This window comes from Microbacterium sp. AG1240 (assembly GCF_003635115.1).
Lineage (GTDB): Bacteria > Actinomycetota > Actinomycetes > Actinomycetales > Microbacteriaceae > Microbacterium.
On sequence record NZ_RBXJ01000001.1, the window covers coordinates 1,239,999 to 1,253,556 of the forward strand.

At 69.5% G+C, this 13,558-nt stretch carries 14 protein-coding genes and 1 tRNA gene; 10 read left to right on the forward strand and 5 right to left on the reverse strand.

The annotated features are described in order from the left end of the window. The first annotated feature begins 54 nt into the window (after positions 1-54). The gene (locus DEU34_RS05725; RefSeq protein WP_121149189.1) at positions 55-321 is read left to right on the forward strand and encodes a hypothetical protein; all 267 of its coding nucleotides are present in this window, start codon (positions 55-57) and stop codon (positions 319-321) included. Between the two features lie 180 nt (positions 322-501). Then, positions 502-1,596 carry an acyltransferase gene (locus tag DEU34_RS05730; RefSeq protein ID WP_183042368.1) on the forward strand — a complete coding sequence of 365 codons (1,095 nt, stop codon included), beginning with the start codon at positions 502-504 and terminating at the stop codon, positions 1,594-1,596. Here DEU34_RS05730 and DEU34_RS05735 read toward each other — a convergent pair. Together DEU34_RS05735 and DEU34_RS05740 are read right to left on the reverse strand one after the other, a co-directional pair. After that, positions 1,574-2,149: a hypothetical protein gene (locus DEU34_RS05735; protein ID WP_259460041.1), complete on the reverse strand. Its 576-nt coding sequence runs from the start codon at positions 2,147-2,149 to the stop codon at positions 1,574-1,576. The genes DEU34_RS05730 and DEU34_RS05735 overlap by 23 nt on opposite strands. Further along, positions 2,146-2,982: an inositol monophosphatase family protein gene (locus DEU34_RS05740; protein ID WP_259460042.1), complete on the reverse strand. Its 837-nt coding sequence runs from the start codon at positions 2,980-2,982 to the stop codon at positions 2,146-2,148. Before DEU34_RS05740 ends, DEU34_RS05735 begins: the two co-directional genes overlap by 4 nt. A gap of 99 nt (positions 2,983-3,081) precedes the next feature. On the opposite strand from DEU34_RS05740, the gene DEU34_RS05745 reads away from it, so the two are divergent. After that, positions 3,082-3,154: transfer RNA gene (locus DEU34_RS05745), tRNA-Lys, on the forward strand. Positions 3,155-3,320: 166 nt separating this feature from the next. Here the strand turns inward: DEU34_RS05745 and DEU34_RS05750 are convergent. From DEU34_RS05750 to DEU34_RS05760, 3 genes are read right to left on the reverse strand one after another with little or no spacing between them, the layout of a single operon-like run. Further along, positions 3,321-4,547 carry an MFS transporter gene (locus DEU34_RS05750; protein ID WP_121149191.1) on the reverse strand — a complete coding sequence of 409 codons (1,227 nt, stop codon included), beginning with the start codon at positions 4,545-4,547 and terminating at the stop codon, positions 3,321-3,323. After that, the gene (locus DEU34_RS05755) at positions 4,544-4,975 is read right to left on the reverse strand and encodes a MarR family winged helix-turn-helix transcriptional regulator (RefSeq protein ID WP_121149192.1); all 432 of its coding nucleotides are present in this window, start codon (positions 4,973-4,975) and stop codon (positions 4,544-4,546) included. Before DEU34_RS05755 ends, DEU34_RS05750 begins: the two co-directional genes overlap by 4 nt. 38 nt (positions 4,976-5,013) lie before the next feature. Further along, positions 5,014-5,271, reverse strand: coding sequence for a hypothetical protein (locus DEU34_RS05760; RefSeq protein WP_121149193.1), 258 nt, complete (start codon positions 5,269-5,271; stop codon positions 5,014-5,016). A 114-nt stretch (positions 5,272-5,385) separates the two neighbouring features. Here DEU34_RS05760 and otsA point away from each other — a divergent pair, with 114 nt between their 5' ends. The 7 genes from otsA (at position 5,386) to DEU34_RS05795 (ending at position 13,550) form a co-directional block, all read left to right on the forward strand. Continuing rightward, positions 5,386-6,801, forward strand: coding sequence for an alpha,alpha-trehalose-phosphate synthase (UDP-forming) (gene otsA, locus DEU34_RS05765; RefSeq protein WP_121149194.1), 1,416 nt, complete (start codon positions 5,386-5,388; stop codon positions 6,799-6,801). 5 nt (positions 6,802-6,806) lie between these two features. Further along, on the forward strand, positions 6,807-7,589 hold the full coding sequence (otsB, locus tag DEU34_RS05770) for a trehalose-phosphatase (RefSeq protein WP_121149750.1): 783 nt from the start codon (positions 6,807-6,809) through the stop codon (positions 7,587-7,589). 9 nt (positions 7,590-7,598) lie between these two features. Further along, the gene (ilvD, locus tag DEU34_RS05775) at positions 7,599-9,305 is read left to right on the forward strand and encodes a dihydroxy-acid dehydratase (RefSeq protein WP_121149195.1); all 1,707 of its coding nucleotides are present in this window, start codon (positions 7,599-7,601) and stop codon (positions 9,303-9,305) included. A gap of 36 nt (positions 9,306-9,341) precedes the next feature. Then, positions 9,342-11,150: an acetolactate synthase large subunit gene (locus DEU34_RS05780; RefSeq protein ID WP_121149196.1), complete on the forward strand. Its 1,809-nt coding sequence runs from the start codon at positions 9,342-9,344 to the stop codon at positions 11,148-11,150. An 11-nt stretch (positions 11,151-11,161) separates the two neighbouring features. Further along, the gene (ilvN, locus tag DEU34_RS05785) at positions 11,162-11,671 is read left to right on the forward strand and encodes an acetolactate synthase small subunit (RefSeq protein WP_116646309.1); all 510 of its coding nucleotides are present in this window, start codon (positions 11,162-11,164) and stop codon (positions 11,669-11,671) included. A 40-nt stretch (positions 11,672-11,711) separates the two neighbouring features. After that, entirely contained in the window at positions 11,712-12,764 is a 1,053-nt protein-coding gene (gene ilvC, locus DEU34_RS05790; RefSeq protein ID WP_259460082.1) for a ketol-acid reductoisomerase, read from the forward strand. Positions 12,765-12,932: 168 nt separating this feature from the next. Then, entirely contained in the window at positions 12,933-13,550 is a 618-nt protein-coding gene (locus DEU34_RS05795; RefSeq protein WP_121149197.1) for a cyclodeaminase/cyclohydrolase family protein, read from the forward strand. Positions 13,551-13,558 lie beyond the last annotated feature (8 nt).

Genomic DNA, 13,558 nt, shown 5'->3' on the forward strand with positions numbered 1-13,558 from the left:
TGATATTCGCTCGTTATCAGCGTGAGGCTGATAGCGCACCAGAAAGGTCGTGCCATGTCCGATCCGCGTCGTGACCGTCTCAGCGTCGGTGTGCTCTCCATCGCCCCCAGCTCCGTCCCCGAGAAGTGGGAGGTGCGAGCGACGCTCGATGGTGCGGCCGTCGAGGCGCACTGGGGGGAGTGGGTGCGTCTGGCCCGCCGCATCCTCGACACCGACGCCCTCTCGCGCGACCGCGAGGCTCGCGGAGACGCGTGGGATCAGGGCCACGCGGCGGGCGCCGACCCGGAGGCCGCGAGCGAAGCGGTGAACCCCTACCGCTGAGCTGCACGCTCCGGGACGAGGGGGAAGGAGCGCCGCCCCCGTCGACGGCGACCGGACTGTGTGTGAACTATGGGAAAATTGTGAATGACCGTCCCCCCGGTCCGTCCTTCTTCGCGTGCCGTCGTCGCTGCGCTCCATCCGACACGTGGCCCCCCAGCGGCTGCGACAGGAACGAGACGCATGATCTTCTCCGCGCGCCGCGAACTCTGGGCCGACAGTGCCCGGGGCCTCGCGATCCTCGCCGTGGTGCTCGGGCACGTCTTCCTCCAGGAGGGTCCGGAGTCGACCTGGACGATGTGGGGCCCGGCGCAGAGCGCATGGATCGACCTGCGTGACCTGCTGCTCCCGGTGCGCATGCCGTTGTTCTTCCTCATCGCCGGCTACTTCGCCGCGAGCGCCATCGCGCGGCCGTGGGGCACCGTGCTGCGCACCCGCACGCTGAGCCTGTACTACCTGTACGCCGTCTGGCTGCTGGCGCAGACCCTGTTCTTCCTGATGGTCCCTCACGCGGGCACGGCGGCCGCCTCTACCGTGCGCGAGCTCGCCGCGCAGCTCACGTACGCGCCGAACAACCTCTGGTTCCTCGTCGCTCTGGCCGCCTACTTCACGATCGCGAAGGCGGGCGCGCGCGTCGCCCCGGTCGCCCTCGCCGGGGCGGCGTGGGTGTCGTGGTCGGCCTTCACCGACCGCCTGCCCGATTTCTTCGACCGCACGCCGATGCCGGAATACCTCGTCTTCTTCCTGCTCGGCGCCTACGCGCCGGGTCTGCTGCGCAGCATCCGGGGCAGCGCCCCGCTCGTGCTCGCGGGCGCGCTGGGCCTCATGGCGGGTGTGAACGCGATGCACGAGGCCGAGAGCCGGATGCTGTGGACCACCTACCTGCTGCTCTCGACGGTGGCAGGGGTCACGGCGGTGGTCTCGCTGCTGAAGCTCCTGGAGGCGCAGGGGCTGCTTCCGCGATCGACCGTGTGGGTCGGCCGTCGCACCCTGCCGATCTACGTGGTGCAGCTGCCCCTGGCCATCGCCGTCGACGCCCTGATCGGTCTGCTGCCGGGGGAGGTCGCCCAGGCGGTCTTCGGCAACCCGGTCGTGTCGTCGGTGTACCCGATCGCGGTGACCGTGGTCGTGGTCGCCACGGCCCTCGCCCTGCACCACATCGTGCACCGCGTGGCTCCGTGGATGTACCGCGCACCATGGCTGCACCGGGCACCGGGAGCGCGCGCGGCGTCGCAGCTACGCGGGTCGGCCCTGGTCAGCTCTCGGGGCGCTCGATGAGCAGCAGACCCTGCTTGGTGTCGGAGATCGTGACCCATCCGTCGCCGAAGAGATAGGTGATGCCGTACCCCTCGTCGTCGGTCGCGATGGCGGTGTCGGCGCTCTCGGTGATGTACAGGCCGTCGGCGCTCTCTTCGCTGCGCCACCCGCCCGACAGCAGCTCGTTCTTCGCGGTGGAGGCGGCCGCGTCGGTGATCGGAGCCCAGCCGTAGATCTGCACGTGGTCGGTCGCGACCGAGTAGTCGCCCCACGTGCACTGGATGCCGTCGGCGAGCTCGACGCCGCCGGCGTAGAACGGTCCTTCCTGCGAAGTCCAACCGAGCTCCTCGAAGTCGGCCACGGTCGATGCGGGGAGGATCGATGCGCATGTCGCGTCGGCGTCCGAGGTCGCGCTCACGCTCGGTTCGGGCGAGGCGACCGGGGGAGCGCTGGACGCCGTCGAGGGCGGAGGCGTGGTCGGGGTGGCGGCGGGAGCGGCTACGCACGCCGCCAGTGCGATGGAGGCCGCCCCCAGCGAGAGCGTTGCGAGGATGCTGCGCCGAAGGGCGGTCATGAGTCCACGTCCGATCCGGCGGCGTGGACCAGTTCGAGGAAGTCCGCGTGCAGGACGCCGTTCGTCGCGAGCGACGACCGCGCCGCGAGGCTGTCCTCACCGTCGAAGGAGGTGAATCTCCCGCCGGCCTCGTGGATCACCGGGACGAGCGCGGCGAGGTCGTACTCCTTGACGCCGAACTCGGCGACGAACTCGAGGCGTCCTTCGGCGAGCCACATGTAGGGCAGGGCATCGCCGTACCCGCGATCGCGCCACACGGCGCGCGAGAGCCGCAGCAACGCGGGGAGCTTGCCGGCCGCATCCCACTGCTCGATGCTCTGGAAGCTGACGCTCGCCTTCTCGACGGTGTCGACCGTCGACACGTGGATGCGGCGGCTGTCGCCCTCCGGGGTGTTCGTCCACGCTCCACCGCCCTCAGCGGCCCACCAGCGGCGCCCGAGCGACGGGGCGCTCACCACACCCACCCGGGGCACGCCGTCGACGGCGAGGGCGATGAGGGTCGCCCACACGGGAATGCCCTTGAGGTAGTTCGAGGTGCCGTCGATGGGATCGATGATCCATCGACGCGTCGCGCTGCCCGAGACGCCGAACTCCTCGCCGAACACCCCGTCGTCGGGGCGCTCCGCGGCCAGCATGTCTCGGATGACGCGCTCGGTCGCGAGGTCAGCCTCGGTGACCGCAGAATCGTCGGCCTTGGTCTGCACGTCGAGGTCGGCCGCGTCGAAACGGCTCATCGACACCGCGTCGGCGGCGTCGGCGATCCGGAGGGCCAGAGAGAGGTCGTCTGCGAAGGTACTGCCGGGCACGGGGGAAGGAACCTCGGTGGGGGACACGGTCTCCACGATACCGGCGAGCCGACCTCGATTCGCGGGGAGCGGTAAGGACTGGTAATGTAAACCCTCGGTTCGCCGGGCTCCACCCCGGCGGTCCACGCACCTCTAGCTCAATCGGCAGAGCAACTGACTCTTAATCAGTGGGTTCTCGGTTCAAGTCCGAGGGGGTGCACGGATCAGCCTCGGAAACTCTCGCCAGTTTCCGGGGCTTTTTCGCTTTTCCGGGCCCGTGATCGCGCCGGGCGTTCCCCCTGGATCAACGTCGAAAGGCTCCGATCCACCTCGGACTGCCGCAGCAGGAGGTGGACCGGAGCCCTCGTGTGGTGATCGGGTGGGCGTCAGGCGGCGTCGCCGACGAGGATGGCGGCGCCCTCCTCCGCAGCATCCGCTTCGCGTTCGTCGATCCGTGCCAGAGCCCGGCGCCCGATGAACAGGGTGACGACGGCGAGGACGACGGATGCGGCGGCGAACCAGTACGGCACGCTGACGGTGAACGCGTGCCAGAGCAGGGCTGCCAGCGGGGGAGCAGCGGCTCCTCCGAGGAAGCGCACGGCGGAGTACGCCGAGCTGGCGACCGAGCGGGGCAGGTCGGTCGCCTCCATCACCGACTCGGTGAGCACCGTGTTCATGAGCCCGAGCAGGAGGCCGCCCACGATGATGCAGGTCACGAGCGCGGCGGGGGAGCCGGCGACGAATCCCGCGACGACGAGGTCGACGGCGAGGAGCGGCAGCACGATCAGCATCGCGGTCGTGCGGCGCATCGTGCGCAGGAGCAGCGGGGCGACCCAGACGCTGGTGATCGCGAGGGCCACGCCCCACCCGAAGAACGTGAAGCCGATCCCCATGGCGCCGAAGCCCAGCGGGAAGGGCGAGAAGGCCAGCAGCACGAAGAAGGCGATGTTGTAGAACAGCGCGGTGATCGCCAGCACGGCGAGAGGCGGTTGCCGCAGTGCCCGGATCGGTGCCGACAGGCGCGTCGGGGTGGGCCTGGCCTCCTTCCCGCGCAGCAGCAGCAGCACGGCGATGAACGCGATCGCCATGAGGGCGACGACCCCGAAGAACGGCCCCCGCCAGCTGACCTCGCCGAGAAGGCCGCCCAGGAGCGGTCCGATCGCGATGCCCAGCCCGAGAGCTGCCTCGTAGAGGATGATCGCCGCGGCGCTGCCGCCGCTCGCCGAGCCGACGATCGTCGCGAGTGCCGTCGAGATGAACAGCGCGTTGCCCAGGCCCCAGCCGGCGCGGAACCCGATGACCGCGTCGACGCTGCCGCTCACCGCGCACAGGAGGGCGAAGACGACGATGAGGGCGAGACCCACGAGCAGGGTGCGCTTCGCGCCGATGCGGCTCGACACCCAACTCGTGACGAGCATCGCGAGCCCGGTGACGAGGAGATAGCTCGTGAAGAGCAACTCGGTCTGGACGGGGCTGGCCTCGAGCGAGTCGGCGATGGCCGGGAGGATCGGGTCGACCAGACCGATGCCCATGAAGGCGACGACGCAGGCGAACGCGACCGCCCAGACCTGGGCGGGCTGGCGCCAGACGCTCGTGGCGGCGGCGCCGCTCATCGCACGGCCTCCGTCATCGAGGTCTTGCGTGAGATGAGATCCGCCGTCCGCCGGACCGCCTCCCAGTCGTCGTCGTCGAGGTCGGAGAAGAAGGGCAGGAGGGCATCCTGCAGCCGCACGAGCCACGTGTCGAGCGCGGTGTCGCCGGCCTCGGTCACGGAGACGACCGACGCGCGGGAATCCGCAGCATCCGGCGCCCGCTCCAGCAGCCCGGCATCGACCATCTGCCCGACCAGGCGCGTCATCCCGGGCTGCGAGATGCGGCTGAGCAGCGCGAGCTCTCCCACGCGCAGCGGACCCTGATCGCGAAGGAGCTTGAGGGTGCGCCACTGCGCCGACGGGGTCTCGTTGTCGAGTGTGAGCGCCGCCATTCGGGTGAGTGCGCTCGCGGCGATGATCAGCCGCTGTATGTCTTCTGCACGCGTCATGCAAGAAGCATAACGCAGATATATACCCTTGTTATGGGTTAGCGCTTCACGCGATCCTTGAGGAGGCGCTTCTGCTCGCCCTTCGACAGGGGCGAGTCGCCCGCGATGAGCTTGCCGCGGGACGAGCGGCGGGTGTCGACGACAGCGCCGATCGCCAGGGCGAGCGTGATTCCCCAGCTCAGCCAGCCCAGCGCCGTCCGCCACGTGAACGGCTCGTTGCTGCGCAGGCTCCGAAGGAGCGTGAGGCCGCTCGTGATGGCGCTGAGGAGACCGGTTCCGAAGATGTACTTGCGCATGAGTCTCACGCTACCGGGGCCGGGAGCGTACCCGACGCAGGCTTGACAGGCACCCGCCGGGGCCGTCTGCCGCCCGCTGTTAGCCTGGGATTCCGCCCAGCGAGGAGAATTTCCGTGACCAAGGCCGATTTCGTCGTCGTCGCAAACCGACTCCCCGTCGATCGGTCGGGTGACGACGAGCCGTGGCGCCGGTCGCCCGGAGGTCTCGTCACCGCCCTCGAACCGGTGATGCGCAAGGCGGACGGCGCATGGGTCGGGTGGGCCGGGCAGCCCGATGTCGAGTTGGAGCCCTTCGAGTTCGAGGGCTCGCACCTCGTGCCGGTGATGCTGACCGCCGAAGACATCGAGAACTACTACGAGGGCTTCTCGAACGACACGATCTGGCCGCTGTACCACGACGTGATCGCCGCGCCCCGATACCGGCGGCAGTGGTGGGATGCCTACGTGCGGGTGAACCGGCGTTTCGCCGAGGCCGCAGCCGCCGCGGCCGACGAGAACGCGATCGTCTGGGTGCAGGACTACCAGCTGCAGCTCGTGCCGCGGATGCTGCGCGAAGCGCGCCCCGACCTCACCATCGGGTACTTCCATCACATCCCGTTCCCGGCCTACGGCCTGTACTCGCAGCTGCCGTGGCGTCGACAAGTGCTCGAGGGGCTGCTCGGTGCCGACGTCATCGGCTTCCAGCGGGTGGCGGACGCGGGCAACTTCGCCCGCGCCGTCCGCCGTCAGCTCCGCTACGAGACGAAGGCGTCGGGCATCACGGTGCCCGACGGCCGGGGCGGAACGCGCCGGGCTCTCGCGAAGGCGTTCCCCATCTCCATCGACGCCGACTCGTACATCGAGCTCGCCCAGCGGCCCGAGATCCAGGCGCGCGCGGCCGAGATCCGCGAGAGCCTCGGAAACCCGAAGAAGATCCTCCTCGGGGTCGACCGCCTCGATTACACCAAAGGCATCCGGCACCGTCTGAAGGCGTTCGGCGAGCTGCTCGAAGACGGGCGGGTGTCGGTCGACGACGTGACGCTCGTGCAGGTCGCGAGCCCGAGCCGCGAGCGGGTCGAGGCGTACGTGCAGCTGCGCGACGAGATCGAGCTGGCGGTCGGCCGCGTCAACGGCGACTACGACACCATGGGCCACACCGCCATCCGCTACCTGCACCAGGCGTATCCGCGCGAGGAGATGGTGGCGCTGTACCTCGCGGCCGACGTCATGCTCGTCACGGCGTTGCGCGACGGGATGAACCTCGTCGCGAAGGAGTACGTCGCCAGCCGCGTCGACAACCGTGGCGTGCTCGTGCTGAGCGAGTTCGCGGGTGCCGCCGACGAGCTCGGCAGCGCCATCCACATCAACCCGCACGACATCGGCGGCCTGAAGGACGCCATCATGCGTGCCATCGAGATGCCGGCGGCCGAGCAGGGTCGGCGCATGAGAGCGCTGCGGCGCCGCGTGCGCGAGCACGACGTCGAAGACTGGTCGCGCGAGTTCCTCGAGGCGCTGTCCGTCTTCCACGGACCGGGATCGGTGGTGGAGTGATGGCCATGCCGACCTCCGACGCACCGCTCGACGCCCTCGCCGCGACGCCCCGCCTGCTCGTCGCGCTCGACTTCGACGGCACGATCTCGCCGCACGCCGATGACCCGATGCAGTCGCGGATGCTGCCGGCCGCCCGCTCCGCCCTCCAGACGCTGGCCGCGCTGCCCGATACGACGGTCGCGCTCGTCTCCGGGCGCAGCCTGTCCGACCTCCGCGTCATCGCCGAGCACGACGACGACTCGCCATGGCTCCTCGCCGGGTCGCACGGTGCGGAGTACTGGCGCCCGGGGGAAGGGGCGATCGAGCCGCAGGATGAGTCGGACGACGTCCGCCTCCGCGACCGGCTGTTCGCCGAGGCCGAGGCGGCGGTCGCCGATCACCCGGGCGTCTGGATCGAGCCGAAGACCTTCGGCTTCGCCGTCCACACCCGGATGGCGCAGGATGCTGCGTCGCGGACGGCCGCGAACGATGCCGTCGACGCGATCCTTGCAGCCGAGGCTCCGTCATGGCGCCGCCGGACGGGCCAGAACATCGTCGAGTTCGCGTTCCGCCACGAGGGCAAAGACACGGCGGTCGCCGCGCTCCGCGAGCAGACGGGATCGACGGCCGTGCTCTTCGCGGGTGACGACGTGACCGACGAAGACGCGCTGCGCAGTCTCTCGGACGGCGATCTCGGCGTGCACGTGGGCGCGAAGGAAACGGCCGCGACCGTGTCGGTCCCCGACATCCCCGCATTCGCCGCGCTGCTGGACGACCTGGCGCGTCGGCGAGCCGCGCGCCCGGAATAGACTTCGGATATGGCCCACCCCGACAACTCCATCGACATCAAACCCCGCAGCCGCGTGGTGACCGACGGCATCGAAGCCACCACGTCCCGCGGAATGCTCCGTGCCGTGGGCATGGGCGACGCCGACTGGGACAAGCCCCAGATCGGCATCGCGTCGAGCTGGAACGAGATCACCCCCTGCAACCTGAGCCTCGACCGGCTCGCCCAGGGCGCCAAGGAAGGCGTCCACGCCGGGGGCGGCTACCCGCTCCAGTTCGGAACCATCTCGGTCTCGGACGGCATCTCGATGGGTCACGAGGGCATGCACTTCTCGCTCGTCTCGCGCGAGGTGATCGCCGACTCGGTCGAGACCGTGATGATGGCCGAACGCCTCGACGGGTCGGTGCTGCTCGCCGGCTGCGACAAGTCGATCCCCGGCATGCTCATGGCCAGCGCCCGTCTCGATCTCTCGAGCGTCTTCCTCTACGCGGGCTCCATCGCCCCGGGCTGGGTGAAACTCAGCGACGGTACCGAGAAGGACGTCACGATCATCGACTCGTTCGAGGCGGTCGGTGCGTGTCTCGCGGGCAAGATGAGCGAAGCCGACCTCAAGCGCATCGAGTGCGCCATCGCTCCGGGCGAAGGCGCCTGCGGCGGTATGTACACCGCCAACACGATGGCCTCGGTGGCCGAGGCCCTCGGTCTGAGCCTCCCCGGATCGGCTGCCCCGCCGTCGGCCGACCGTCGCCGCGACTACTTCGCGCACCGATCGGGCGAGGCGGTCGTCAACCTGCTGCGCCAGGGGATCACCACGCGCGACATCCTGACGAAGGAAGCCTTCGAGAACGCGATCGCCCTGGCGATGGCGCTCGGCGGATCGACGAACGTCGTGCTCCACCTCCTCGCGATCGCGAACGAGGCCGAGGTCGAGCTCTCGCTCCACGACTTCAACCGCATCGGCGACAAGACGCCGCACGTGGCCGACATGAAGCCGTTCGGCAAATACGTCATGAACGACGTCGACCGCCACGGCGGCATCCCCGTGATCATGAAGGCGATGCTCGACGAGGGCCTCCTTCACGGCGACGCGCTGACGGTGACGGGCAAGACGCTCGCCGAGAACCTGCGCGACCTCGACCCCGACCCGATCGACGGCACCGTCATCCACACCTTCGACAACCCGATCCACGAGAGCGGCGGCATCACGATCCTGCACGGCTCGATCGCGCCCGAGGGCGCGGTCGTGAAGTCGGCCGGATTCGACGCCGACGTGTTCGAAGGACCCGCGCGCGTCTTCGAGCGCGAGCGCGGCGCGATGGACGCGCTCGAAGCCGGCGAGATCAACGCCGGTGACGTCGTGGTCATCCGCTACGAGGGGCCCAAGGGCGGCCCCGGCATGCGCGAGATGCTCGCCATCACCGCCGCCATCAAGGGAGCCGGGCTCGGCAAGGATGTACTACTCTTGACGGACGGACGATTCTCAGGCGGCACAACCGGCCTGTGCATCGGCCACATAGCACCCGAAGCGGTGGACGCTGGTCCGATCGCCTTCGTGCGCGATGGTGATCTGATACGGGTCGATATCGCGGCTCGCACTCTCGACCTACTCGTCGACGAGACCGAGCTGAGCTCCCGCCGTTCTGGCTGGGAGCCCCTTCCCCCGCGCTATACCCGTGGCGTCCTGGCCAAGTACTCGAAGCTCGTGCAGTCCGCCGCCCGCGGCGCTGTCACGGGCTGACGGCCCGCCCCCATCACCGCTCCGAGGAGCTTCACCATGTCTGCCGACTCAACCACGGCCGTACCCCGGCCACCCGCCCGCTCCGCCGCAGCCGCGGCGCCGATCATCACGGGCGCCCAGGCCGTCGTCCGATCGCTCGAGCTGCTCGGCGTCACCGACGTCTTCGGCCTGCCCGGCGGCGCCATCCTGCCCGTCTACGACCCGCTCATGGACACGTCCGAGATCCGCCACATCCTCGTGCGCCACGAGCAGGGCGCCGGTCACGCCGCGGAGGGCTACGCCTCAGCATCCGGCCGCACCGGCGTCGCGATCGCGACGTCGGGTCCGGGTGCGACGAACCTCGTGACCGCCATCGCCGACGCCTACATGGACTCGGTGCCGATCGTCTGCATCACCGGCCAGGTGTTCTCGACCCTCATGGGGACCGACGCCTTCCAGGAGGCCGACATCGTCGGTATCACGATGCCGATCACCAAGCACTCGATCCTGGTGAAGGATGCGTCGGAGATCCCCGGTGCGATCGCGTCGGCTTTCGAGATCGCCGGCACGGGCCGCCCCGGACCGGTGCTCGTCGACATCACGAAGGACGCCCAGCAGGCCGAGGCACCGTTCGTGTGGCCGCCGAAGATCGACCTTCCGGGCTACCGTCCCGTCACCAAGGCGCACGGAAAGCAGATCCAGGCCGCGGCCCAGCTGCTCGCCACCGCCAAGAAGCCCGTCCTGTACGTGGGCGGCGGCGTCATCCGCTCCCGCGCGTCTGCGGAACTGCTCGCTCTCGCCGAGGCCACGGGTGCGCCGGTCGTCACGACGCTGATGGCGCGCGGCGCGTTCCCCGACTCCCACCCGCAGCAGCTCGGCATGCCCGGCATGCACGGAACGGTCCCCGCGGTGCTCGCGCTGCAGGAGGCCGACCTGCTCGTCTCGCTCGGAGCGCGGTTCGATGACCGCGTCACCGGCAAGGCCGCGCTCTTCGCACCCCACGCGCAGGTCGTGCACGTCGACATCGACCCCGCTGAGATCGGCAAGATCCGCGCCGCGGAGGTGCCCATCGTGGGTGACCTCAAAGACGTGCTGGTCGACCTCGAAGCGGCGTATCGTGCCGTCGCCGGCGACACGAAGCCCGACACCGAGGAGTGGTGGTCGTTCCTCGACGGCCTGAAGGCAGAGTTCCCGCTGGGCTACGCGCCGACGACCGACGGACTCCTCGCCCCGCAGCACGTGATCCAGCGCATCGGCGAGCTGACCGGACCCGAGGGCATCTACGCCGCGGGCGTCGGGCAGCACCAGATGTGGTCGGCGCAGTTCATCAAGTACGAGCGGCCCAACTCCTGGCTCAACTCCGGCGGGGCCGGAACCATGGGCTACTCCGTCCCGGCGGCGATGGGCGCGAAGGTCGCCGAACCCGATCGGGTCGTGTGGGCCATCGACGGCGACGGATGCTTCCAGATGACCAATCAGGAGCTCGCCACCTGCACCATCAACAACATCCCGATCAAGGTCGCGATCATCAACAACTCGTCTCTGGGCATGGTGCGCCAGTGGCAGACGCTGTTCTACGACGGCCGCTACTCGAACACCGACCTGAACACCGGGCACGGCAGCGCGCGCATCCCCGACTTCCTGAAGCTCGCCGAGGCCTACGGTTGCCTCGCGATCCGCGTCGAGCGCGAAGACGAGGTGGATGCGGCGATCAAGCTCGCCCTCGAGACGAACGATCGCCCGGTCGTGATCGACTTCGTCGTGAGCGCCGACTCGATGGTGTGGCCGATGGTGCCGCAGGGCGTCAGCAACAGCTACGTCCAATACGCCCGTGAACACGCTCCGGCGTTCGACCAGGAAGACTGAGGGGGATCGACATGGCAAGACACGTGCTGAGCCTCCTCGTCGAGGACAAGCCGGGCCTGCTCACCCGCGTGGCGGGGCTGTTCGCCCGTCGCGGGTTCAACATCGAGTCGCTCGCGGTGGGCGTGACCGAGGTCGACGGCCTCTCACGCATCACCGTCGTCGTCGACGTCGAAGGGCTCCCGCTCGAGCAGGTGACGAAGCAGCTGAACAAGCTCATCAACGTCATCAAGATCGTCGAGCTCGACCCCGCAGCATCCGTGCAGCGCGAGCACATGCTCGTGAAGGTGCGGGCCGACAACGCCACCCGTTCGAACGTGCTCGAGGTCGTCGCGCTCTTCCGCGCCTCGGTCGTCGACTACGCCCCCGACGCGATCGTGGCCGAGATCACGGGCGACCACGGCAAGGTCGAGGCCTTCCTGCGCGCGCTCGAACCGTTCGGCATCAAGGAGCAGGCCCAGTCCGGGCTCCTCGCCATCGGTCGCGGCGGCAAGAGCATCACCGAACGCGTGCTGCGCGGCTGACACATCCCACTTCGTCTCGCTGACGCTCGTTCAGCGACCGATTCCTCAAACAAGGAGAAACACCGAAATGGCAGAGATCTTCTACGACGACGACGCCGACCTGTCGCTCATCCAGAGCAAGAAGGTCGCGGTCGTCGGCTACGGCTCGCAGGGCCACGCCCACGCGCAGAACCTGCGCGACTCGGGCGTCGACGTCGTCATCGCACTCAAGGACGGCTCGAAGTCGGCTCCGAAGGCCCAGGAGGACGGCTTCGAGGTCAAGTCGGTCGCCGATGCGGCCGAGTGGGCCGACCTCATCATGATCCTCGCGCCCGACCAGCACCAGCGGTCGATCTTCAGCGAGTCGATCAAGGACAAGCTGACCCCGGGCAAGACCCTCGCGTTCGCGCACGGGTTCAACATCCGCTTCGGCTACATCGACGCGCCCGAGGGCGTCGACGTCATCCTCGTCGCACCGAAGGCGCCCGGTCACACCGTGCGCCGCGAGTTCGTCGCCGGCCGCGGCATCCCCGACATCATCGCCGTCGAGAACGACGCGTCGGGCCAGGCGTGGGACACCGCGAAGTCGTACGCGAAGGCGATCGGCGGCACCCGCGCCGGGGTCATCAAGACCACCTTCACCGAAGAGACCGAGACCGACCTCTTCGGCGAGCAGGCCGTTCTCTGCGGCGGTGTGTCGCAGCTCGTCCAGTACGGCTTCGAGACCCTCAGCGAGGCCGGCTACCAGCCCGAGATCGCGTACTTCGAGGTGCTCCACGAGCTCAAGCTCATCGTCGACCTCATGTGGGAGGGCGGCATCGCCAAGCAGCGCTGGTCGGTCTCCGACACGGCCGAGTACGGCGACTACGTCTCGGGCCCGCGCGTGATCGACGCGCACGTCAAGGAGAACATGCAGGCCGTTCTCGCCGACATCCAGTCGGGGGCGTTCGCGAAGCGCTTCATCGACGACCAGGACGCCGGAGCCCCCGAGTTCCTCGCCCTGCGCGAGAAGGCCGCTGGGCACCCGATCGAGGCCACCGGTAAGGAGCTGCGCTCGCTCTTCGCCTGGAAGCAGACCGACACCGACTACACCGAGGGCAGCGCTGCGCGCTGACCTCGCCGGAGGCAGGGTCGTCTGACGTGATCGCTTCCGCGATCACCGCGGGCAGCGCTGCGCGCTGACCTCGCCGGTCGACCGCGAGACCCGTTCCCACCGGCGAGACCCCGACATCGTGTCGGGGTCTCGCTGCGGGGGACGGGTCTCGCCGTTTAGGGTGGCCGGATGAACGCCGACGGAGACGTGCCCACCTCGATCGCCCTCGACACCTGGCTGGCCAAGCTCGCCGAGCCCACCGGAGCCCCCGGCGGGGGATCGGCCGCCGGGGTGATGATGGGGCTCGCCGCGGCGCTCCTGCACATGGTGTGCGGGTACACGCCCGACGAGCCGGCCGCCGTCGTCGCGGGCGATCGCGTCGGCGAGCTGCGCGAGAGGGCACTTCGCGCGGCGAACGAAGACGGCATCCGCTCGCGCGCGCTCGGTGCCGCCCTCGCCTCCCGTGATCCCGATCGCAGCATCCCGTTGCATCGTGAAGCGGTCGCGGCGTCGTTGTCGTCGGCGGAGCTCGCGGAGGTCGGCATCGCCCTCGCCGCGGAGCTGCGGACGGTCGCAGACGTCGGCAACCCGAGCGTGGTCGCCGACACGGGCGTGGCCGCCGAGGCGCTGGCCGCGGGACTCGGCGCGGCGCTGATCAATCTCCGCGCCAATGTCCGCCTGGCGCGCAAGCATGCGTCGGAGGGCGACGACGACGCGCCGCTCGTCGGCGTCGACGAGGTCGGCGAGCGAGGCGGGCGGGTGCGCGACGAGATCGACGTCATCCGCGTCGCGGTCTCGGGCACCTGACACGGGCC

Coding starts and splice junctions, on each gene's coding strand:
- DEU34_RS05750 (WP_121149191.1), bottom strand. CDS start 4,547: ATGAGCGGCGCCGCCGCCACGAGCGTCTGGCGCCAGCCCGCCCAGGTC.
- DEU34_RS05760 (WP_121149193.1), bottom strand. CDS start 5,271: ATGCGCAAGTACATCTTCGGAACCGGTCTCCTCAGCGCCATCACGAGC.
- DEU34_RS05730 (WP_183042368.1), top strand. CDS start 502: ATGATCTTCTCCGCGCGCCGCGAACTCTGGGCCGACAGTGCCCGGGGC.
- ilvD (WP_121149195.1), top strand. CDS start 7,599: ATGGCCCACCCCGACAACTCCATCGACATCAAACCCCGCAGCCGCGTG.
- DEU34_RS05735 (WP_259460041.1), bottom strand. CDS start 2,149: ATGACCGCCCTTCGGCGCAGCATCCTCGCAACGCTCTCGCTGGGGGCG.
- DEU34_RS05755 (WP_121149192.1), bottom strand. CDS start 4,975: ATGACGCGTGCAGAAGACATACAGCGGCTGATCATCGCCGCGAGCGCA.
- otsB (WP_121149750.1), top strand. CDS start 6,807: ATGCCGACCTCCGACGCACCGCTCGACGCCCTCGCCGCGACGCCCCGC.
- DEU34_RS05780 (WP_121149196.1), top strand. CDS start 9,342: ATGTCTGCCGACTCAACCACGGCCGTACCCCGGCCACCCGCCCGCTCC.
- DEU34_RS05795 (WP_121149197.1), top strand. CDS start 12,933: ATGAACGCCGACGGAGACGTGCCCACCTCGATCGCCCTCGACACCTGG.
- DEU34_RS05725 (WP_121149189.1), top strand. CDS start 55: ATGTCCGATCCGCGTCGTGACCGTCTCAGCGTCGGTGTGCTCTCCATC.
- ilvN (WP_116646309.1), top strand. CDS start 11,162: ATGGCAAGACACGTGCTGAGCCTCCTCGTCGAGGACAAGCCGGGCCTG.